This window comes from Rhizobium sp. NRK18, assembly GCF_024385575.1.
Classification (GTDB): Bacteria; Pseudomonadota; Alphaproteobacteria; order Rhizobiales; family Rhizobiaceae; genus JANFMV01.
This window is the reverse complement of sequence record NZ_JANFMV010000005.1, coordinates 1-20,154: the sequence shown is the minus strand read 5'-3', so window position 1 is coordinate 20,154 and position 20,154 is coordinate 1. Positions and strand designations below refer to the sequence as shown.

The window sequence follows — 20,154 nt, the reverse complement described above, 5'->3', positions numbered from 1 at the left end:
CATTTTACCTTTGCTACAGGTTTGCGCGCCTACCGTTCCCGCCGAAGTTTGGATTCCGGCATTTTGAGGGGACGTGACCATGAAGCAGAAGATAAGAGAGCTAATCGGCAAGCATAGCGGCATCGATCCGTCGTCACTGAAGGACGACAGCGATCTCTATGACGCGGGGCTGACGTCGTTCGCCTCGGTGCAGCTCATGCTCGGCATCGAGGACATGTTCGACATCGAGTTCCCGGAAAACCTTTTGAACCGGCGCACCTTCGCGACGATCAATTCGATCGCCGCCGCGGTGTCGTCGATCACCGGAGATGAAGAGGCTGCGTAATGAACACTCACGCCATTCCGGAACCTGAGCAGTCCGCCGTCCTGCCGGGCTATGCCGAACGGGCAAAACGGGTTGCCGAGGTCGCCGCCGCCAACGCCGATTCCGTCGATCGCGGGGCACGTTTCCCGAAAGAGGCGATCGCCGCCATGAAGACGGAGCGTCTGCTCGGCATGATGGTGCCCAAATCGCTCGGCGGTGAAGGCGCAAGCCTCGCCGATGTCGCCGAGGCCGTTTCGATCATCGGTCAGGCCTGTGCCTCGTCCGGCATGATCTTCGCCATGCACCAGATCAAGATGTCGAGCCTCGTCTCGCATGGGGTCGAGAGCGCCTGGCATTCCGCCTACATGACGCGCTGTTCCCGCGACCAGCTGCTTTTGGGATCGGCGACCACCGAAGCCGGTATCGGCGGCGACCTGCGCAATTCCATCTGCGCGGTCGAAGTCGATGGTACCAAGGCGCGTCTCGAAAAGGCGGCGACCGTGATTTCCTACGGTGCCGAGGCCGACGCGATCCTGGCGACCTCGCGCCGCCATCCCGATGCGGCTTCGTCCGACCAGGTGATGACGGTTCTGGAAAAGGGCCAGTACACGCTCGAAAAGACCAATGACTGGGATACGCTCGGCATGCGCGGCACCTGCTCGGAAGGCTTCATGCTGCGCGGCGAAGTGCTTGCCGACCAGATTTTTCCGAAGCCGTTTGCCGAAATCGCCGCCCAGTCGATGCTGGCGACGTCGCACCTTCTGTGGTCGGCGCTGTGGTACGGCATCGCCGTCGACGCATTCACCCGCGCCCAAAGCTTCGTGCGTGCGGCCGCCCGCAAGCAGCCGAACGTCAAGCCGCCGGGCGCCCTGCGTCTCGCGGAGGCCGGCAATGTGCTGCAAACCATGCGCTCCGGCGTCCGAGCCGGTCTCGAGCATTTCGAAAGCGTGCGGGACGATCAGGAAAAGCTCTCTTCGATGGGCTTTGCCGTGGCGATGAACAATCTGAAGATCGCCTCGTCGGAACAGGTGCTGGCCGTCGTCGACCAGGCGCTGCTGATCACCGGCATTCTCGGCTACAAGAACGGCACGCCCTACTCGGTCGGCCGGCACCTGCGCGATGCGCATTCGGCGCGGCTGATGATCAGCAACGATCGCATCCTCTCCAACACGTCGAACCTGCTGCTCGTGCAGCGGCAAGACACAAGTCTTCTGAGGTAGGCTCCCATGGATATGCAGAACACGTATCTCGACCAGCTGCTGGAAGCCGGTCTTCTCTTCGATACCGGGATCGACGGTCTCTATGGCCGCAGCGGCACCTTCGAGAATGTCATCGAACGCTTCGAGGCGCTGGTGACGCGCTATGGCAGTGCCGATGGCGCCGAGGTCATTCGCTTTCCGCCCGGTATGAGCCGTCCGTATTTCGAAAAGAGCGGCTATCTGAAGAGCTTTCCGCAGCTTGCCGGCACCGTTCACTGCTTCTGCGGCGATGACAAGGGGCATTCCCGCATCATCGAGTGCCTGGAGGCCGGCGAGGACTGGACAGGCCAGCAGGAAGCCTCCGACATCGTGCTGACGCCGGCGGCCTGCTACCCGCTCTATCCGCTGATCGCCAAGCGCGGCCGCATGCCGGAAGGCGGTCGGCTGTTCGACCTGCAGTCCTACTGCTTCCGCCACGAGCCCTCGAAAGAGCCGACGCGCATGCAGATGTTCCGCATGCGCGAATATGTGCGCGCCGGCACGCCGGAAGAGGTTGTCGAGTTCCGCGAAAAATGGCTCGAGCGCGGCAAGGCGCTGATCACCTCGCTCGAACTGCCGATGGATGTCGACGTCGCCAACGATCCGTTCTTCGGCCGCGCCGGCCGGATGATGAAGGTCAACCAGCGTGACCAGGGCCTGAAGTTCGAGCTTCTGGTGCCGGTCAACAGCGAGGAAAACCCGACCGCCTGCCTGAGCTTCAACTACCACCAGAACCATTTCGGCCACACCTGGGGGATCGAGACCAGCACCGGTGCCGAGGCGCATACGGCCTGCGTCGGTTTCGGCCTGGAACGCGTGACGCTGGCGCTCTTCCGCCATCACGGTCTCGATGTCGAGAAATGGCCGGCATCGGTCCGCAAGGTGCTCTGGGGTTGATGCGATGTCCGCAATGACTGCATCGGAAGAGCGGCGCGCCGCTCTTCCGGCAAACCAACCGGCCGTCTTCCCGGCGCTCGATCCGGACAATTATCCCCGCCATGCCTTGCATGCCGCGGAGCGCAGCTGGCCGGAGACGAACTGCTTCATGGATCTCTGGATCGAGGTGATCGCCACGCTCGGCCATCCGCCGGAAGCCATGCTCGGCTTCACCGTGACGCAGGATTTCGAGGGCGACCAGGCGACCTTCTTCAAGGTGCCGACCGCCGACATCGAAGCGCTTTACGGCCTGCGCCACCAGGAACTGGCGGTCTTCGAACGGGTGGAAGACCATGTCGCGGTGCAGATCGCCCGTGGTCGCCTCTGCCTCGTCGAGGTCGACGGCTATTATCTGCCGGATACGAAGGGCGTCTCCTACCGCACCGAGCACGGCAAGACGACGGTCGCGATCAACCGCCTCGACATCGAAAACCGGACGATGGAGTATTTCCACAATGCCGGTTACTTCGTTCTCGAAGGCGAGGATTTCGACGGCATCTTCCACCGGATTCCCGGGGATGACGGAGAGTTTCCGCAGTTCCTGCCTTACTCGGAATTCGTCAAATTCGATGTCGCGCCTGCGGTCGCCGATCCAAAGGCCTATGCCCGCAAGCGGCTTTCCGAACAGCTGGCGTTGCGCCCGAAGGACAATCCGCTGAAGGCGTTCGCCGAAGTCCTGCCGGAGCAGGCCGCCAGCCTCGCCGGCCGGCCCTTCTCGGCCTTCCATCACTACGCGTTCAACACGCTGCGCCAGTTCGGGGCCAATTTCGAGCTTCTTTCAAGCCATCTCGACTGGCTGGGCGAAGACGGCACGGATGCCCGGCTGATCGGCGAGGCGATGAAGAGCACGCAGTTCCAGCTCGCCCGCGCCGTCACCCGCGGCCGCTTCGACAAGCTCGCCGAGCAGATGGTGCCTGCCGTCGAGGCATGGGATCGGCTGATGGCCGGGCTGGACAGCAAGTTTTCTGGCTAGAGTTTGATTAGGGTTTGGCTGGCTTGATTTGACGTCGTCATGCCGGACTTGATCCGGCATCCAGCCAGCCCAAGTCCTTGGGCTGGAAAAGTCTTCTGATCCGGCCGACGCCGGATCGCTGGATTCCGGCTCAGGGCCGGAATGACGGAAATATGCACGTGATCTATCGTGTCAGGCAGGACGGGGAAGCATACTTGACCGAAACAGCAACCATCGGCGTCTTCCGCCTCGTCTCGACGCCGGCCGGTGCCTTCGAGACGCCAAAAGATCTTCCACAGGATCACGGCATTCCCGCATCCCTTCCCGGCACGGTGGCAGGTGCGCTTGCAGATGCCGGCCTGTTCGATCGGGAGACCCCGCACCCGCTCCACGATCAGGACCACTGGTATGTCGGCACGCTTTCGGGCAAGGGCCGTCACCGGTTGACATTCGAAGGTCTGGCGACGCTTTGCGACATCTATCTCGACGATGCGCCGATCGGCTCGACCCGCAACATGTTTGCCACCCACAGCTTCGATGTGGATCTTTCCGGCACTCACCGGCTCGCCCTCTGCTTCCGTGCGCTGGCGCCTGAGCTGGAAAAGAAGGGCCCCCGCGCCCGCTGGCGGACGCAGATGATCCCGGAACAGGGACTGCGCCTCGTTCGCACCACGCTGCTCGGCCACATGCCCGGCTGGTGCCCCGAGATCCACGCCGTCGGCCCCTACCGTCCGCTGCGCATCGAGAGGCTGGATACGCCCGTCATCCGACCGCTCCGCGCCACGACCGATTACGACGGACAGGGTTCGCTCGACGTCGCCATCGCCATTGAAAACGCGACCGTGCCGGTCCACCTGACCTGCGCCGGCCGGACGGTGGAGCTTGCCAGTGACGACGGACATGTCTTCACCGGCAGTATCGACGGGCTGGACGTCGCGCCCTGGTGGCCCGCGACACACGGCGACCAGCCGCTCTATCCGGTGACGCTGGAGATCGGCGGACATGCCTTCGATCTCGGCAAGACCGGTTTCCGCCGCATCGCGGTCGATCGCGGCGCAGACGGCAAGGGGTTCGGGTTCACTGTCAACGGCGTCCCGGTCTTCTGCCGCGGCGCCTGCTGGACGAGCGCCGATCTCCTGCGCCTGCCGACCACTCGTGAGGCCTACGAGCCGTTGCTGCGCCTTGCCCGCGACGCGGGCATGAACATGATCCGCATCGGCGGCACGATGCTCTATGAAAGCCCGGCCTTCTTCGAGCTATGCGACGAGCTCGGCCTGATGGTCTGGCAGGAATTCGCCTTCGCCAATTTCGATTACCCGGTCCGTGATCCTGATTTCGTGGCCCAGGTGAGGCGCGAGGTCGAAACCCAGCTTGGCGCCACCGCCCTCTCGCCGTCGCTTGCCGTCCTGTGCGGCGGCAGTGAGGTGATGCAGCAGGGCGCGATGATGGGCTTGCCGGAAAGCGCCTGGCGCGGGCCGCTCTTCACCGAAATCCTGCCCGGCGAGGCCGAGCGCCTGCGTCCGGACGTACCTTACGTGGAAAATTCGCCGTCCGGCGGTGCGCTGCCCTTCCTGCCGAGCGAAGGCGTCGGCCATTATTACGGTGTCGGCGCCTATATGCGGCCGCTGGAAGATGCCCGCCGGGCCAATGTCCGCTTTGCCGCCGAAAGCCTCGCCTTCGCCAATGTCCCGGACGAGGTGTCGCTGAAGGCGACGCTACCCGTCGCTGCCGTCCACCATCCGCGCTGGAAGGCCGGCGTGCCGCGCGATCTCGGCGCTTCCTGGGATTTCGAGGATGTCCGCGATCATTATCTGGCGCTCCTCTACGGCGTCGATCCGGCCCGCCTGCGCCGCGAAGATCAGGCGCGTTATCTCGAACTCTCGCGTGCCGTCACCGGCGAGGTGATGGCCGCCACCTTAGACGAATGGCGGCGTGCGGGCTCCAGCTGCCATGGCGCACTGGTCTGGACGCTCGCCGATCTCGCGCCGGGTGCCGGCTGGGGTCTGATCGGTTCAAACGGCGTGCCGAAGCCGGCGTTCCAGGGGCTGGCTGGCGCCCTGCGGCCGGTCCGTGTGATCCTCACCGACGAAGGCACGAATGGGCTCGCCGTCCATCTCGTCAACGAAACGGCGGAAGCCCAGTCCGCCACGCTGTCATTGACGGCCTTGCGCGACTGCCAGGTGACGGTGCTCTCGGCAAAGCGCGACGTCGAGTTGGCCGCTCGTTCGAACAGCGAAATCAACGCCTTCGAGCTGACCGGCGCGTTCTTCGACCTGACCTATGCCTACCGTTTCGGCCCGCCGAGCCACGATGCCGTCGTCGCGCGGCTGACGTCGCCGGACGGCGCGCTCCTCTCCGAGACGGTCTATTTCCCGCTCGGACGCGGTCAGGATCTTCATGACCTCGGCCTGTCGGCACGGCTGGAGGAGTCCGATGGCGAGTTCTCCGTGGTGCTCTCGACTGCGCGCCTCGCCCAGTCCGTTCACGTCGTTGACGATCATTTCTATGCCGCCCATGACTGGTTCCACCTGCCGCCCGGCGTCGAGCGTGTCGTCAGGCTTGTCCGCCGTCCCGGCGCGCCTGAGGACGCCCGTCCCGCCGGCCACATCGCGGCCGTCAACGGCACGAAAACGGCCTCCTACGGCAGTCATTGACCGGCGGCCTTGCCGATTGCCGCCGATCGCTGCATCTTGCGTGAACCGCCGGATTCTGGTTGACAGCCACATACGATGCCACAGCACCCGCAAACGAGCCGCTCCGCCGCTTCGCCGGCCCCGAAGAAAGACCAGTTGAAGGTCGGGTTCATTCTTGCCCGCTCCTTCACGCTGAGCGCCTTTGCGCTGTTCGTCGACGCGCTCCGGCTCGGCAGCGACGAGGCCGACAAGTCGGGCCGCATCAATTGCGACTGGGAAGTGCTCGGCAGCACGCGGCATTTCCTGACGTCAAGCTGCGGCATCCAGGTCTCGCCCACCGCTTCGCTGCGTCCACCGAGCGAGTTCAGCTATATCGCCGTCATCGGCGGGCTTTTGAACGTCGCCGAGCCGATCGACCCGGAAACACAGGCTTACCTCAAGAAGGCCGCCGCCGCCGGCGTGCCGATCGCCGGCGTGTGCACCGGCAGCTTCATCCTGGCGGAAAACGGCTTGCTGAAGGATCGCCTCGCCTGTGTGAGTTGGCTGCACCACAAGGAGTTCCACGACCGCTATCCGGATTTGAAGCTCACCTCGCAGCGCATTTTCGTCGAGGACGGCAACATCATCACCTGTGCGGGCGGCAGCGCGGTTGCCGATCTCGCCACCTACCTGATCCGCCGCCATGTCGGTGCTGCCGCCGAGCGCAACGCGCTGGAAATCCTGCAGATCATCCGCCGCCGCGATGCGACCGAACTGCAGCCGCGCAATCCGCTGGAGGCCGAAGGCATCCAGGACAAGCGGGCCCGCGCCGCGCTGATGCTGATGGAGCAGAATGTCGAGAGCGTGCTCGGCATCGAGGAGATCGCCGAAAAGCTCAACGTCTCGCGCCGCCAGCTGGAGCGCATCTTCCTCTTGGAACTCAATACCTCGCCGGCGTCCGCCTATCAGCGCATCCGGCTGGAGGCGGCCATGAAGCTCGTCACCGATACCAGCAAGCCGCTGATCGACATCGCGCTCGACACCGGCTTCGAGAACGTCTCCCACTTCATCCGCCGCTTCAAGAAGGCTTTCAACATCACCCCGACGACCCTGCGCCGCCAGGCAAAGGAAGACCATCGGGCCCGGGTGAAGAAGTCGATGGTGGGGTAACCCCTCCGGCAGCTCTCGGCCTCAATCCGCCTCGCGCATCGTCAGCCTGATGCGGCCGTTCTCCGTGAGCTCCGCGCCAATCACATCGTAATTGTCGATTTTCGGGTGCGGCACGTCCATCGGCGTCGAATGGGTTGCCGAGATGACGACGACGGCGGCACCGGCCCTTTTGGCGGCGTCAATGCCGGCATGGGCGTCTTCGAAGACCACGCAGTCGGCGGGGTCGACACCCAGTGCTGCAGCGCCCTTCAGATAGCCTTCCGGATCCGGCTTGCCGTTCACCACGTCCTCACCGGCGATCATGATGTCGGGCGGCGTGATGCCGACGGCGCCGAGGCGCAGTTCGGCCAGCGACCGCGGGGCCGAGGTGACGATCGCCCAGCGGTCTTTCGGCAGGGTTTCGAGAAACTGGTGGATGCCCTCGATCGCGACGACGCCTTCGACGGTCGCAAGCTCGCGTTCAAGCAGGATCGCCGCTTCGCGTTCCGGATCGAGGCCGGCAATGCCTTCGGCGCGCACCACTTCGACGGCCCGGATGCCGTGGATGCGGTGCATCAGTGCGTCGGCGTCGACGCCGTGATCGTCGGCCCACTCCCGCCAGATGCGCTCCACCAGGGCGATGGAGTTCAGCAGCGTGCCGTCCATGTCGAAGAGAAGGGCTGCGTAGTCGCGGGAGAAGGTGTGTGACATCGTGTGCGGAATCCGTTCTGGGGCATTTTTGAAGTGGCTTGCGTAGCAGACGCCGGCCGGCAGGCAAACCGCTTTCGCGATCAAGTTTTGTCAGCCGGCAAGCGAAACCGTGAATTGCGGATCACCTTTCAGCGTGTTGCTGACGGTGCAGATCTCTTCCGCCTCATGCGCCAGCTTTTGCCGCGTTTCGTCGTCGAGCTCGCCGCGAATGTCGAGGATCACGTTGAAGCGGGCAATCCGCGAGGGCTCGTCGCCGGCCTTCTCGCCGCTGACGTCGGCCTCCACGCTTTCGATGTGGTCGAGAATGCCCATGCGGCTGGCCGCGATGCGGGCGCTCAAGACCAGGCAGGCGGCTAGCGAGGAGTAGATGAGGTCGAGCGGATTGAAGCCGGCCTCCGACGGCGCCGTGACGATCTCGATTTCGCCGTCGGTGCGCGCCGTCACGCGGACGCGGCCGGTGCGGCCGATCGTGGCTCTGGCACCGGTGTTCCGCGTCTTGATGACGGCTTTCTTCGTGCTCATGTGTCAGGCTCCCCGTTCGGCATTCCGCCAGAATGGGGAGCAAGTTTCTTAGCCTCGGTCAAGGGCTGCGAGGTCCCGGCGCTCAGTCGCCTTCCAGCACCGCGCTCAGGAACTGCCGCGTGCGCTCGTTCTTCGGGTTGCCGAAGATCTCATCAGGCGTCCCCTCCTCGCGGATGCGACCCTTGTCGAAGAAGCAGACGCGGTCGGAAATCTCGCGGGCAAAGCGCATTTCATGGGTGACCATCAGCATGGTGAGATCGTGCTCCGAGGCGAGCCTGCGAATGACGTTCAGCACTTCGCCCACAAGTTCAGGGTCGAGCGCAGACGTCGGCTCGTCAAACAGCAGGATCTTCGGCCGCATGGCGAGCGCCCGGGCGATGCCGACGCGCTGCTGCTGGCCGCCGGAGAGCTGGCCTGGAAACTTGTTGGCGTGTTCAGTCAGGCCGACGAGGTCGAGAAGCTCCTCCGCGCGGGCCTTCGCATCCGCCTTCGACATGCCGAGCACGACGCGCGGCGCTTCGGTGAGGTTGCGCAAGACGGTCATGTGCGGAAAGAGATTGAACTGCTGGAACACCATGCCGAGCTTGGTGCGCATCTCGCGCAGGTGCTTTTCGCCGGCTGGTACAAGGCCGCCGTTGCGCCGTTCGTGCCACAGCGGCTCGCCGCCGACATAGACGGCGCCGTCGGTGATGTTTTCCAGCGTCATCAGGATGCGCAGCACGGTCGACTTGCCGGAGCCGGACGGGCCGATGATGGTGACCTTCTCCCCCTGCTTGACCTCGAAATCGAGGTCGCTCAGCACGGTGAAATTGCCATAGGCCTTCTTGACCTTGTCGAAAACAATAATGGGCTCGCTCATCGTAACGGAATCCCTCTCTTCGGAAGCTTGGTATCGGCGAGCCGCACCAGCGCTGAGGCGATGATGGTGAGGATCAGGTAGAGGCCGCCTACCATGGACAGCGGCACGAGATAATTGAACGTCTGGTCGCCGATGATCTTGGCGACGTTGAGCATTTCGAGCACGGTGACGACGGAAAGCACCGGCACGTCCTTCATGATCGAAACGAGATAGTTGCCGAGCGCCGGGATCACCCGCGGCACGGCCTGCGGCAGGATGATGTGCGTGAAGGTGCGCCGTGGCGGCAGGTCCAGCGCCTTGGCGGCCTCATGCTGGCCATGATCGACGGCGCCGATGCCGGCGCGATAGACCTCGGAGGTGTAGGCGCTGTACTGGATGCCGAGCGCGAGCGCCCCCGTCAGGAAGGCCGGCAACACGATGCCGTAGTCCGGCAGCACGTAATAGAGGAAGAACAGCTGCACCAGCAGTGGCGTGTCGCGGATGAACTCCGTGATCACGGTGGCCGGCCAGGAAATCAGCTTCGAGCGTGCGCCTTTGAGGACGGCGAGCACGAGGCCGAGCACCATGGCGACGAAGAAGCCGAGGATGGAGGCCTCGATGGTGACGACGAGGCCGTGCAGCAGCATGGGCAGGATCGACAGGGCAAATGCCCATTCGCCATGCATCGTGTCCCATTGGTATCCGAACAGCATGTCAGGCCCTCCCGACGCCGCGCCAGCGGCCGACGGCGTTCTCGACGATCCGCATGATCACGGTCAGCACCAGCGCCATGCCGAAATACATGAGGAGGATGATCGTGTAGATCGTGGTGGAGTCCTGGTAGTAGTTGCGCAGCTGCTCAGCCTTCAGCGCCAGATCGGACAGGCTGATCAGCGAGACGAGCGCCGTGTCCTTGAGGTTCTGCACCGCGAGGTTGGAGAAGCTCGGCATCATTTCCGGGATCGCCTGCGGCAGCGAAATGCGCCAGAGCGCCTGGCGGCGGGTGAAGTTCAGCGCCGTGGCCGCCTCGTACTGGCTGCGGCTGACCGACTGGATGGCGCCGCGCACCACTTCCGCGCCATAGGCGCCGATGTTCAGCGCCAGTGCCAGGACCCCTGCGGCAACCGGCGGCAGGCGCAGGTCCAGGCCGATCATGTCGCCGGCCACCGGCAGTGCGAAATAGAGCCAGAACAGCTGGACGAGCAGCGACGTGCCGCGAAAGATCTCGATATAGGCGATCGAGAAGCCCTTGATGATCCAGTTGTGCGACAGCTTGCCGATCCCGAACAGGAACGAGAAGATGCCGCCGAGGATCGTCGAATAGATTGTCAGCTGGATCGTGACCCAGGCCCCCTGGGATAGCGGGCCGAGATAGTCTACCCATTGCATGGCTTTGCTCGCTCCGGCGGCTCGATGCGGGGAAGAAGCGGACCTCCCGCGCGGGGAGGTCCATCGTGTTCATCTGCGATTGTTCGCTGCGGGTGCAGCCGACTACATCTTGCAGAGTTCTTCGGTCGTCTTGGCCGTCGAGCCTTCGATATCGGCCGGCGTGAAGCCGTAAGACGTCAGGATCTTCTTCCACTCGTCGGTCTTCTTGAACGCGGCCAGTTCCTTGTTGAAGGCGTCGCGCAGATCGGTGGAGTCGGTGTTGAAGTTGAACCCGCCCCAGCTGCGGACTTCCTTGCCGTCGACGACCGGGTCCTTGAAATCCTTGACGATGGCGACCTTGTCGCTCTTCGAGGCAAGCTCGCTCGCCGTCAGGCCGGTTGCCGCATAGGCATCGGCGCGGCCGGTCGAAACGGTCGAGATCGCATCCGAGTTCGAGGCGATGGTGACGATGTTGCCTTCCGGAACCTTCAGTGACTGCAGCATGTGCAGCTGGTCGGCGCCGGCCATGATGGCGACCTTCATGCCCTCCTTGGCGAAGTCGGAATAGCTGTGCACATCTTTCGGGTTGCCGTCGGCCACCAGCAGGCCTTCACCATAGGAGCTGTTCGGCTCGGAATAGATGACCTTCTGGCAGCGCTCCGGACGGATCGCCATCTCGGCGGCGGTCATGTCGAAGCGGTTGGCCTGCAGGCCGGGGATCAGCGAGGAGAAGTTGGTGACCACCCACTGGATGTCGTCGCCCTTGATGCCGAGCTTCTCGAAAATGGCGGCGGCAACGTCCGGCCCGGCGCCCTTGGCGGCGCCCGACGGATCGACGAAGCCGTAGGGGATTTCATTGGCGACGGCGATGCGGACATAGCCGCGATCCTGGATTTCCTTCAGCGTCACGGCGCCGGCGGCAGATGCCCCGAGAAGCGCGATGACAGCGGCGGCGGTGGCGGTCTTCAAAAGTTTATGTGTCATGGAAACTCCCGTTTTAGCTTGTGTTCCACATCTTGGATTTTGTTGTTGTACACAACATGGTCGCTTGCTTCGGAATGTCAATTGGAATTTTGTGAAAATGAGGCATGAAAATGACGATTGCGTGAAGCAATGTACACAAATGGCAATACATGGGAGGGCGAGTTCTACAGAGGAGAAGCGATGTGCCGGCTTACAGCGGGCGGGTCGTGGTGACGTAGGCTTCGAAGAAGTCGGAGAATTTGGCGACCCGCATCGGCAACTTGTCATAGGGTGGGTAGTAAAGGGTCAGCCAGAGTTCGGGCGCCTGCCAGTCGGCAAGGACGGGAACGAGATGGCCTGAGGCAAGCGCCTCCTCGACGATGAAATGCGGCAGCAGCGCGATGCCCTCGCCGTTCTCGGCGAGCTTGGCCGTCAGTTCGCCATTGTTGCCGGCGAGCACCCGCCCTGCCCTCACCCGCCGCGTGCGGCCGCCACTGGACAGCTCCCAGGTCTCCGACAGCGCCTCCTCGTCATAGGCGATGCAGGCCAATTCATCGAGGTCGTCCGGCGATTGCGGCATGCCGTTGCGGGCAATGTAGCCGGGGGATGCCACCAGCAGGCGGCGCACCGGACAGATCTTGCGCCAGATCGTCGACTTGTCGCGCGGCGGCTCGGAAATGCGCACTGCAAGGTCGTGGCTGTCGGACATGATGTCGATGAAGCGGTCGGTCAGCGTCAGGGAGACGGCAACGCCGGGATTCTCGACCCGGAAGCCGGAAATCACGTTCGGCAGGATGCGCTGGCCGAGCGACAGGGGCGCATTGAGACGGATCAGCCCGGCGGCGTGGCCGGCTTCCGCCCGCACCTCGTCGTCGGCGGCGGCAACGGCTGCCAGCAGCGGCTCGATGCGCGCGGCATAGACGGCGCCCGCCGCCGTCAGCGACACTTGTCGCGTTGTCCTTAGCAGAAGCTGCACGCCGAGCCGCTCTTCCAGCGCCCCCACGGCACGTGTCACCGTCGGCGCGGTCATCGACAGCTCGCGCGCGGCAGCGACGAAACTGCGCTCCTTGGCGACCGCCAGGAAGACGCGCATGTCGTTCAGCTCGTTCATTTGGTTATTATTGCAGAAATTGAAATGATATTGTCAATATTATTTCTATTCTCTTTCTGCTGGTCCTCCCCCATCTTCTGTCCAGACAAGGGCGCCAGACTGGTGCCCGAACGGAAGGATCAATGCCATGCTTACTCAGATCAAGGGCTTGCACCACGTCACCTCCATGGCGGCCGATGCGCAGGTCAACAGCGATTTCTTCACCAAGAAGCTCGGCCTTCGCCGGGTCAAGAAGACCGTAAATTTCGACGCCCCCGAGGTCTATCACCTCTATTACGGCGACGAGGTCGGCACGCCGGGCTCGGTCATGACCTATTTCCCCTTCCCGCACATCGCCGCCGGTCGTCCCGGTGCCGGTGAAGTCGGCGAAACCTATTTCGCCGTGCCGAAGGGTTCTCTTGGCTTCTGGCGCGAACGGCTTGAAAAGCTCGGCGTCGGCGGCCTCACCGAGACGGAAGTCTTCGGCGAAAAGCGCCTGCGTTTTACCGGTCCCGATCAGGACGGCTTTTCGCTCGTCGAAGTCGACAACGACAAGCGCGACGGCTGGCTGCACGACGATATCGGCGCGGCCGAGGCGATCCAGGGCTTTCACGGCGCCAGCATGCGCCTGAAGGATTCGGGCGCCACCCGCGAACTGCTCGGCTTCATGGGCTATCAGAAGGTCGACGAGAAGAACGAATGGTCGCGTTACGCCATTCCCGGCGGCAACGGCGCCGACTTCATCGACATCGAGACCCTGCCGCAAGCAGCCTTTGCCCGCCAGGGCGCCGGATCGGTCCATCATATCGCCTTTGCGGTGGAAGACCGCGCGGCGCAGCTGGAAGTCCGCAAGGCGCTTCTCGACACCGGCTATCAGGTAACCCCTGTCATCGACCGCGATTACTTCTGGGCGATCTATTTCCGCACGCCCGGTGGCGTCCTGTTCGAGATCGCCACCAATGAGCCCGGTTTCGACCGTGACGAGGATACGGCCCATCTCGGCGAAGCACTGAAGTTGCCGAGCCGCTACGAGCCGCACCGCGACCGGATCGAGGCGCTGCTGAAGCCAATCGCCGACTAGGCCGGATCATCATTCTCTCTAGCGTGCGGCGGGGCCAGGGCGCCCCGCCTGCCGGAGGACAAGCTTATGACTGCTCAATCCTATCACGCTTATACCAAGGCGCCTGTTGGCGACGCGCCGCTCGTCTTTGCCTTTCACGGCACGGGCGGCAACGAAATGCAGTTCACCGAACTCCTGTCGCAGATCCTGCCGGACGCCGGCATCGTTTCGCCGCGTGGCGATGTGTCGGAACACGGCGCGCTGCGCTTCTTCCGCCGCACCGGCGAAGGCGTCTACGACATGGAAGACCTCGCCTACCGCACGGAGAAGATGGCGGCCTTCGTCGCCGCCCACAAGGCGGCACATCCGGGCCGCCCCGTCTACGGTATCGGCTATTCGAACGGGGCGAACATTCTCGCCTCGGTGCTGTTTACCAGGCCCGAACTCTTCGATCGCGCCGCGCTCCTGCATCCGCTGATCCCGTGGACGCCTGCGGCGAATGCCGGCCTTGCCGGACGGCAGGTGCTGATCACCGCGGGTCGTCACGACCCCATCTGCCCATGGCCGCTGACGGAAAGCCTTGAGACCTATCTGGAAGGCCAAGGCGCGGATGTCACGCTGACGGCGCATGCCGGCGGCCACGAGATCCGTCAGGACGAACTCCAGGCGCTCAACACCTTCCTGAAGGGGTGAGCGTCAGGGGTTGACAGGTGTCAATCGAAAATCCCCCGCACCGTTCCGGACGCGGGGGATTTTTTCATTTTATTTCAATGGCTTTTATCAGAACTCTTCCCAGTTGTCCGCGCTTGCGGCCGGGGCGGCGTTGAAGGCTGCGGCGACCTGGCGGGCCATGTTGCGCGGCTGCGATACCGCCGGCCTTGCGCCTGCCGATGCGACGGCCGGGCGTGCCGGAGCCGGACGCGCCGGTGCTGCGGCGCGAGCGGCGGGCGCCGGGCTTGCCGAGCCCGTGTGACGGGCGGCCGGTGCGAAGGACGCGCTGCGGTTCGCCGGAGCCCTGGTTTCCTCGCCCGTCTGGAAGCGCGAGATCAGCTGCAGCAGGCCGTCGGTCTCGCCGGCGAGCTTGTGGGTGGCAGCCGAGGTCTCTTCCACCATCGCGGCGTTCTGCTGGGTGACCTGGTCCATCTGGTTGACGGCGACGTTGACTTCGGTCAGGCCCGTCGACTGTTCGCGGGCAGCAACGGCGATCGAATGGATGTGATCATTGACCGAGCGTACGCGGGTTTCGATTTCGGTCAGCGCCGTGCCGGCGGCCTGCACGAGCTCGACGCCGGTCTTGACCTCGGTGCCGGACTTGCTGATCAGCGCCTTGATGTCCTTGGCGGCGGTCGCCGAACGCTGGGCCAGTTCGCGGACTTCCTGGGCGACGACGGCGAAGCCCTTGCCGGCATCGCCAGCGCGTGCCGCTTCGACACCGGCATTCAGCGCCAGCAGGTTGGTCTGGAAGGCGATCTCGTCGATGACGTTAATGATCTGGCTGATTTCCTGCGATGCGCCCTCGATGCGGCCCATGGCCTCGATGGCGTCGCGGACGACGCTGGACGACTTGGCGGTGAAGGCGGTCGTCTCGGACACCATGCCGCTTGCCTCCTGCGACCGGTCGGTCGAGGTCTTGACGACAGAGGTGATCTCCTCGAGCGCTGCCGAGGTTTCCTCCAGCGATGCCGCCTGCTGCTCCGTGCGGCGCGACAGGTCGTCGGCGGCCGTCTTCAGCTCCCGCGTGTTGCCGTTGATGGCATCGGCGGTGCGGCGAACGTCCTGCATGGTGCTCCGGAGCGTCGAAAGCGCGCTGTTGAGGTTGGTCTGCAGTTCGGCGAAGGCTCCGCTGAAGCGGCCTTCCATGTTCTGGGTCAGGTCGCCCTTTTCCAGATGCGCGATGACGCGCTGGGTTTCCTTCATGCCGGAGTCGAAACCGGCAACCAGGTTGTTGATGCCGGCGGCAAAGCCATTGAGGCCCTCGTCGCCATAATCCCGGGTGATCCGGCCGGAGAAATCGCCATTGGCAGCGGCCTCGACGACGCCGGCCATGCTGGACTGCAGGTCGCCGGACTTCTCGCGCATCGAGGCTTCCTGGGCGTTGAGCCGTGCGATCTGCTGGCCGTTCTGCTTGAACACGTCGACGGCCCGGGCCATTTCGCCCATTTCGTCCTTGTTGTCGGTATAGGGAACCTCGACCTTGAAATCACCGGAGGCGACAGCCTTCAGCGTATCGGTCATCTTTTCCAGCGGGCGGATCAGGTGGTTGCGAGCGAAGAAGATGCCGAAGGCGGCGCTGACGGCGATGCCGAACAGCGAGACACCGGCAACGATCATCATCATCGTGCTGCGGAAGGTTTCAAGCGATGCGGTGACCGCCGAGAGCTCGGCAGTGTCTGCGTTGACGACGGCGTCGATCTCGGCCTGGAAGGCCTTGCGGTTCGCGCGGTTGGCTTCGTTGTTGCCCTGCTCGTTGGCGGCCTTCGGATCCACCTCGGTACCGAGACGGGCAGTTTCGCTGCGGAAGGTGCGGAACTCGCCGAAGCGGGTGATCAGATTGTCGAATGACTGCTTCTCGGTGTCAGGCACCATCGGCTTCCATTCGTCGATGACGGTCTGCATCTCGTCGAGGCGGGCGCGCAAGCCTTCGGCGAACTTCGTCGCCTTGTCGGTGCTCGGCGAGGCATAGATGCCGCGAGCTTCCATCACGACTGCCGTGACGAGGCGATTGAAGTGCTCGCCGTAGAAGGCGCGCGTCGATGCGCTCGCATAGGCCTGCAGCTTGTTGTTATATTCCTGAACGACGTAAAAGGTCATTCCCGCAACGCTCAGTGTGATGAGGCTCATCAATGCGATGATGAGGGAAATCTTGCGGCTGATCTTCATGTATAGGCTCCAGCTGGACGCGAGTAGTCTTCTCGCCTTTGTCCAATGGATCGGCCAATAGAATTAAGAAATCCTATATTTAAACGATATCTTGTCTCCGCTTGGGTGCGATAGGATTAACCAAGGTTTAACAGTAACAACGCGCGCGATTACCTTTGGTTGAAATCAAGATGGGCAGTGAAGGTGTGAAAATTTTTTTGGAGGCAGAATAACAGTGCTTTAGACGGGCAAAGCGATGCTCAATCAGTTGTATTGTGCGATCTTGCCTGAATTGTACCCAAGAAATAATAAGTAATTTCTTGCAGTTATGACCGGACCGCCGTTGCGGTCCGGCATTGTTGCGGACAAGGTCAGGTCAGGTTGGCCTTGAAGAAGTCGACCGTGCGGGTCCAGGCAAGTGTCGCGGCTTCTTCGTCGTAGCGCGGCGTGGTGTCGTTGTGGAAGCCGTGGTTCACGCCTTCGTAGATGTGGGCCTCATAGGTCTTGTTGTTGGCCTTGAGTGCGGCTTCATAGGCCGGCCAACCTTCGTTGATGCGCGTGTCGAGGCCGGCATAATGCAGAAGCAGCGGCGCCTCGATCTTCGGCACGTCGGCCGCCGGCGGCTGGCGGCCGTAGAACGGAACGCTGGCGGCGAGCTTCGGGTAGGCGACGGCGAGCGCATTGCACACCCCTCCCCCATAGCAGAAGCCGACGCAGCCGACCTTGTCCGTCGTCGCGTCATGCGCGAGCAGAAACTCGTAGGCCGCGAAGAAATCTTCCATCAGCTTGGCAGGATCGATCTGGCTCTGCATTTCGCGGCCCTTCTCGTCGTTGCCCGGATAGCCGCCAAGCGGCGACAGGCCGTCCGGAGCAAGTGCGACAAAACCTGCGACGGCGACGCGGCGGGCCACGTCCTCGATATACGGGTTGAGGCCGCGGTTCTCGTGCACCACGACGACGCCCGGCAGCTTTCCGGTTGCGCCGGCGGGCTTTGCCAGGAGCGCGGTGATGGTGCCGTTTCCGTCCGGTGATTGGTACTGGATCCGCTCGGTGGAAATTCTAGGATCGTCGGCCTTGACCTGTTCGGCCCAGGCATAGGTCGGCTGCAGCGCTTTCAAAAGCGCCATGGCGGTGACGCCGCCGACGGCGAACTTTGCCGCCCTGTCGAGGAATTCGCGCTTGGTGATGACGCCGTGCACGTAGCCGTCATAGATATCCAGCAGTTCCTGCGGGAAGTCGGTGGCCTTCATTCGCTTGATGTCGTTCATCGGATGCTCCCGTTTCGTGTTGGCACTCCACCCCAGCCATGGGCCCAGCGCATGGCATGAAACCTCATTTACGCCGGGGTGGCTGTTCACGGATCAAGGCATCCGCTTCACGTTTCCGTGAGACGTCTCTAATGTCAGGCCGTTCCGCGGCTGCGGATCACGGTGAAGAGGAAGATGAGCATCGAGAGGATCGTCAGCAGCGAACCGATGATCGCCAGCGCCTCGCCCTGCCCCTGGATCGACATGATGATGCCCGGGAACATCAGAATGACACCGGGCGTCGCCACCGCGAAGTGGATCTTCGGCAGCATGCCTTCGGCCGCCTTCGGAACGACGTGATAATAGATCCCGAACATGCCGGTGGTCACCCAGCCGACAAGATTGAGATGCGCATGCGCGGGCGCCAGCGAAAAATCATGAGCGCCGGCCATGTGGATGCCGAACAACATGCCGGCAAGCACGTAAAGAATTGCGACGACGTAGAAAAGAAACGCGATACCGCGCATTGAATTATCCCCCATTTGCCGCGGCAGACAGCTGCGCGGCCCCCTGCCCTGCCGCAATGGAAGAGCAGTCGGAGAATAACATATGTCAAATTTCACGTCATCTGGTCGCGTGGGTTGCGGCGCAGGGCGCCGGAACCCGAACGGATCAGATGACCTCGACGGTAAGCGAGCCGATGCCCTCGATCGTCGCTTCCATCCGTTGGCCGCGCGAGACGGCGGCGACGCCGGCCGGAGTACCCGTCATGATGAGGTCGCCGGGGAGAAGCTCGAACAGGCCGGAAAGGTAGCTGATGATCTCCGGCGTCTTCCAGATCATCTGGTCGAGATTGCCCTGCTGGCGAATATCGCCATCGACGGCAAGCGTGACGGCGCCCTTGATCGGGTGGCCGATGGCGCGGGTGGCGACGAGTGGCGAGCAGGGTGCGGAGGCGTCGAATGCCTTGGCGGTTTCCCACGGCCGGCCCTGTTTCTTGGCGACGGCCTGCAGATCGCGTCGCGTCATGTCGAGGCCGACACCGTAGCCATAGACATGGTCGAACGCATCCGCGACGGCGATGTCGCGGCCGCCCTTCCCGATCGCCACCACCATCTCGACCTCATGATGCACGTCGGACGTCATCGATGGATACGGGAAACGCCCGTCCGTGACGAGGCTGCTCGTGGGCTTCATGAAGAAGAACGGCTCTTCGCGATCAGGGTCGTGGCCCATCTCGATCGCATGGTCGGCATAGTTGCGCCCGACGCAGAAGATGCGACCGACCGGGAAGCGCCGATCCGTGTCGGTGACTGCAAGGCTCTTCTGCGCCTCGGGCGCGATGACATATTGGGTGCTTTCGGTCTGTTCTGCCATGATGAGCCTCCTGATGGTGCGGAACAGGTATCCGGCCGACCGGGCTCTGGCAAGACGTTGAATCTAGCCTCTGGTCGGCGGCTTAGCGGTCAGCCGCGCCACCTCGACCGACGAGTGCGATTGGATTCTTTCTGTGAATGCTGACGCTTTGGGCTGTCGGTGCCGTTGACAGCTGTCAACAGAGCATTTGGCAATTCCGCTTGCTCGGCCAGTCCGTGAGTCGGTAACGAGTTTCTTGTGAGCCGAGGAATGCGGATCGATTCTCCCTGTTGACAGCTGTCAACGCGGGATCGTCTTGATGAGTCGCCGCGGCGATTTCTGCCCGCAATGAGCCTGCAACAAAAGGGCTTGACGCGACTCGCTTGTTTGCTCAGGTTTCTAACGGAATTCGAAGCCAAGCGATCGCTTCTCCGTAACTCGGCGTTAAATCTGTAGCTCGCGTCACCGCCGTATATTCACGACGTAGAGAATCGGTCACATTGATAGTGTTAATTATGCCATCCCCGCCGGCAAACCGGGACAGGATGGCGAAGCGAAGACGAAGGGGATGGCTTTGCCGTCGAACCAGGCTGCGGCCCAAAAAGGACCTGCAATGCGTCCAGCGGATGTCACGATCGCGGAAGATGCCCAGGCATTGTCCGCGCAACTGCAGGCCATGCGCGAACGGCTGTTCGCACCGGCTTCCGAAAAGACCCTTCGTTCCTTCACCTCTGGCGAGGCTGCCCGGCTGATCGGCGTCTCCGACGGATATCTCAGGCAGCTCTCGCTTGCCGGCGAAGGCCCGCAGCCGGAGGTCGGCCCCGGCGGCCGGCGCTCCTATTCGCTCGCCGACATCGATGCGCTGCGCCACTACCTCGCCGATCAGGCGCTGGCAAAGGGCAATGCCGCCAAGGCGCGCTCCTATGTCAAATGGCGCGATCCGGCCCGC

At 63.2% G+C, this 20,154-nt stretch carries 19 protein-coding genes and 1 pseudogene; 9 read left to right on the top strand and 11 right to left on the bottom strand.

Going from position 1 to position 20,154, the window contains the following annotated elements; translation table 11 throughout:
- The first annotated feature begins 79 nt into the window (after window positions 1-79).
- The 6 genes from NN662_RS20940 to NN662_RS20915 all read left to right on the top strand — a co-directional run bounded on the left by NN662_RS20940 (window position 80) and on the right by NN662_RS20915 (window position 7,212).
- On the top strand, window positions 80-325 hold the full coding sequence (locus NN662_RS20940; protein WP_261932372.1) for an acyl carrier protein: 246 nt from the start codon (window positions 80-82) through the stop codon (window positions 323-325).
- The gene (locus NN662_RS20935; protein WP_261932371.1) at window positions 325-1,524 is read left to right on the top strand and encodes an acyl-CoA dehydrogenase family protein; all 1,200 of its coding nucleotides are present in this window, start codon (window positions 325-327) and stop codon (window positions 1,522-1,524) included. The genes NN662_RS20940 and NN662_RS20935 overlap by 1 nt, the downstream gene beginning before the upstream one ends.
- Before the next feature lie 6 nt (window positions 1,525-1,530).
- The gene (locus NN662_RS20930; protein WP_261932370.1) at window positions 1,531-2,439 is read left to right on the top strand and encodes an amino acid--[acyl-carrier-protein] ligase; all 909 of its coding nucleotides are present in this window, start codon (window positions 1,531-1,533) and stop codon (window positions 2,437-2,439) included.
- Between the two features lie 13 nt (window positions 2,440-2,452).
- A complete protein-coding gene (locus tag NN662_RS20925; protein WP_261932369.1) occupies window positions 2,453-3,451 on the top strand; it encodes a DUF1839 family protein in 999 nt (332 codons plus the stop codon).
- A 194-nt stretch (window positions 3,452-3,645) separates the two neighbouring features.
- Window positions 3,646-6,084: a glycoside hydrolase family 2 protein gene (locus NN662_RS20920; RefSeq protein WP_261932368.1), complete on the top strand. Its 2,439-nt coding sequence runs from the start codon at window positions 3,646-3,648 to the stop codon at window positions 6,082-6,084.
- A 75-nt stretch (window positions 6,085-6,159) separates the two neighbouring features.
- Window positions 6,160-7,212, top strand: a complete 1,053-nt coding sequence (locus NN662_RS20915; RefSeq protein WP_261932367.1) for a GlxA family transcriptional regulator — start codon at window positions 6,160-6,162, stop codon at window positions 7,210-7,212.
- 21 nt (window positions 7,213-7,233) lie between these two features.
- On the opposite strand, the gene NN662_RS20910 is transcribed toward NN662_RS20915, so the two are convergent.
- The 7 genes from NN662_RS20910 to NN662_RS20880 all read right to left on the bottom strand — a co-directional run bounded on the left by NN662_RS20910 (window position 7,234) and on the right by NN662_RS20880 (window position 12,704).
- Window positions 7,234-7,902 carry an HAD family hydrolase gene (locus NN662_RS20910; RefSeq protein ID WP_261932366.1) on the bottom strand — a complete coding sequence of 223 codons (669 nt, stop codon included), beginning with the start codon at window positions 7,900-7,902 and terminating at the stop codon, window positions 7,234-7,236.
- Window positions 7,903-7,992: 90 nt separating this feature from the next.
- Window positions 7,993-8,424, bottom strand: a complete 432-nt coding sequence (locus NN662_RS20905) for an OsmC family protein (RefSeq protein WP_261932365.1) — start codon at window positions 8,422-8,424, stop codon at window positions 7,993-7,995.
- 82 nt (window positions 8,425-8,506) lie between these two features.
- Window positions 8,507-9,283 (bottom strand): ectoine/hydroxyectoine ABC transporter ATP-binding protein EhuA, encoded by a 777-nt coding sequence (gene ehuA / locus NN662_RS20900; RefSeq protein ID WP_261932364.1) that lies wholly within the window; start codon window positions 9,281-9,283, stop codon window positions 8,507-8,509.
- Complete coding sequence (gene ehuD, locus NN662_RS20895; RefSeq protein ID WP_261932363.1) at window positions 9,280-9,975, bottom strand: ectoine/hydroxyectoine ABC transporter permease subunit EhuD; 696 nt, start codon at window positions 9,973-9,975, stop codon at window positions 9,280-9,282. The genes ehuA and ehuD overlap by 4 nt, the downstream gene beginning before the upstream one ends.
- A 1-nt stretch (window position 9,976) precedes the next feature.
- Window positions 9,977-10,651 carry an ectoine/hydroxyectoine ABC transporter permease subunit EhuC gene (gene ehuC, locus NN662_RS20890; protein WP_261932362.1) on the bottom strand — a complete coding sequence of 225 codons (675 nt, stop codon included), beginning with the start codon at window positions 10,649-10,651 and terminating at the stop codon, window positions 9,977-9,979.
- A 102-nt stretch (window positions 10,652-10,753) separates the two neighbouring features.
- Window positions 10,754-11,614 carry an ectoine/hydroxyectoine ABC transporter substrate-binding protein EhuB gene (gene ehuB / locus NN662_RS20885; RefSeq protein WP_261932361.1) on the bottom strand — a complete coding sequence of 287 codons (861 nt, stop codon included), beginning with the start codon at window positions 11,612-11,614 and terminating at the stop codon, window positions 10,754-10,756.
- A gap of 190 nt (window positions 11,615-11,804) precedes the next feature.
- Entirely contained in the window at window positions 11,805-12,704 is a 900-nt protein-coding gene (locus NN662_RS20880; RefSeq protein WP_261932360.1) for a LysR family transcriptional regulator, read from the bottom strand.
- 127 nt (window positions 12,705-12,831) lie between these two features.
- On the opposite strand from NN662_RS20880, the gene NN662_RS20875 reads away from it, so the two are divergent.
- Both NN662_RS20875 and NN662_RS20870 read left to right on the top strand, forming a co-directional pair.
- Entirely contained in the window at window positions 12,832-13,764 is a 933-nt protein-coding gene (locus tag NN662_RS20875) for a VOC family protein (protein WP_261932359.1), read from the top strand.
- Window positions 13,765-13,830: 66 nt separating this feature from the next.
- Window positions 13,831-14,436, top strand: coding sequence for an alpha/beta hydrolase (locus NN662_RS20870; protein ID WP_261932358.1), 606 nt, complete (start codon window positions 13,831-13,833; stop codon window positions 14,434-14,436).
- Between the two features lie 87 nt (window positions 14,437-14,523).
- Here NN662_RS20870 and NN662_RS20865 read toward each other — a convergent pair whose 3' ends face one another.
- The 4 genes from NN662_RS20865 to NN662_RS20850 form a co-directional block, all read right to left on the bottom strand.
- Complete coding sequence (locus NN662_RS20865) at window positions 14,524-16,623, bottom strand: methyl-accepting chemotaxis protein (protein ID WP_261932357.1); 2,100 nt, start codon at window positions 16,621-16,623, stop codon at window positions 14,524-14,526.
- Between the two features lie 350 nt (window positions 16,624-16,973).
- Window positions 16,974-17,861: a YghX family hydrolase gene (gene yghX / locus NN662_RS20860; protein WP_261932474.1), complete on the bottom strand. Its 888-nt coding sequence runs from the start codon at window positions 17,859-17,861 to the stop codon at window positions 16,974-16,976.
- A 143-nt stretch (window positions 17,862-18,004) separates the two neighbouring features.
- Window positions 18,005-18,376 (bottom strand): hypothetical protein, encoded by a 372-nt coding sequence (locus NN662_RS20855; RefSeq protein ID WP_261932356.1) that lies wholly within the window; start codon window positions 18,374-18,376, stop codon window positions 18,005-18,007.
- Window positions 18,377-18,521: 145 nt separating this feature from the next.
- Window positions 18,522-19,226, bottom strand: coding sequence for a fumarylacetoacetate hydrolase family protein (locus NN662_RS20850; RefSeq protein WP_261932355.1), 705 nt, complete (start codon window positions 19,224-19,226; stop codon window positions 18,522-18,524).
- Between the two features lie 547 nt (window positions 19,227-19,773).
- Between NN662_RS20850 and NN662_RS20845 the strand changes: the two are divergent.
- Window positions 19,774-20,154: pseudogene (locus NN662_RS20845) on the top strand (plasmid partitioning protein RepA); the annotation flags it as partial.

What these genes read in the sequence shown, in the direction of transcription:
- NN662_RS20855 (WP_261932356.1), bottom strand. Translation starts at nt 18,376, where the DNA reads ATGCGCGGTATCGCGTTTCTTTTCTACGTCGTCGCAATTCTTTACGTG.
- ehuC (WP_261932362.1), bottom strand. Translation starts at nt 10,651, where the DNA reads ATGCAATGGGTAGACTATCTCGGCCCGCTATCCCAGGGGGCCTGGGTC.
- NN662_RS20935 (WP_261932371.1), top strand. Translation starts at nt 325, where the DNA reads ATGAACACTCACGCCATTCCGGAACCTGAGCAGTCCGCCGTCCTGCCG.
- NN662_RS20880 (WP_261932360.1), bottom strand. Translation starts at nt 12,704, where the DNA reads ATGAACGAGCTGAACGACATGCGCGTCTTCCTGGCGGTCGCCAAGGAG.
- NN662_RS20870 (WP_261932358.1), top strand. Translation starts at nt 13,831, where the DNA reads ATGACTGCTCAATCCTATCACGCTTATACCAAGGCGCCTGTTGGCGAC.
- NN662_RS20940 (WP_261932372.1), top strand. Translation starts at nt 80, where the DNA reads ATGAAGCAGAAGATAAGAGAGCTAATCGGCAAGCATAGCGGCATCGAT.
- NN662_RS20865 (WP_261932357.1), bottom strand. Translation starts at nt 16,623, where the DNA reads ATGAAGATCAGCCGCAAGATTTCCCTCATCATCGCATTGATGAGCCTC.
- ehuB (WP_261932361.1), bottom strand. Translation starts at nt 11,614, where the DNA reads ATGACACATAAACTTTTGAAGACCGCCACCGCCGCCGCTGTCATCGCG.
- NN662_RS20930 (WP_261932370.1), top strand. Translation starts at nt 1,531, where the DNA reads ATGGATATGCAGAACACGTATCTCGACCAGCTGCTGGAAGCCGGTCTT.
- ehuD (WP_261932363.1), bottom strand. Translation starts at nt 9,975, where the DNA reads ATGCTGTTCGGATACCAATGGGACACGATGCATGGCGAATGGGCATTT.
- NN662_RS20925 (WP_261932369.1), top strand. Translation starts at nt 2,453, where the DNA reads ATGACTGCATCGGAAGAGCGGCGCGCCGCTCTTCCGGCAAACCAACCG.
- NN662_RS20850 (WP_261932355.1), bottom strand. Translation starts at nt 19,226, where the DNA reads ATGGCAGAACAGACCGAAAGCACCCAATATGTCATCGCGCCCGAGGCG.
- NN662_RS20915 (WP_261932367.1), top strand. Translation starts at nt 6,160, where the DNA reads ATGCCACAGCACCCGCAAACGAGCCGCTCCGCCGCTTCGCCGGCCCCG.
- ehuA (WP_261932364.1), bottom strand. Translation starts at nt 9,283, where the DNA reads ATGAGCGAGCCCATTATTGTTTTCGACAAGGTCAAGAAGGCCTATGGC.
- NN662_RS20910 (WP_261932366.1), bottom strand. Translation starts at nt 7,902, where the DNA reads ATGTCACACACCTTCTCCCGCGACTACGCAGCCCTTCTCTTCGACATG.
- NN662_RS20875 (WP_261932359.1), top strand. Translation starts at nt 12,832, where the DNA reads ATGCTTACTCAGATCAAGGGCTTGCACCACGTCACCTCCATGGCGGCC.
- NN662_RS20905 (WP_261932365.1), bottom strand. Translation starts at nt 8,424, where the DNA reads ATGAGCACGAAGAAAGCCGTCATCAAGACGCGGAACACCGGTGCCAGA.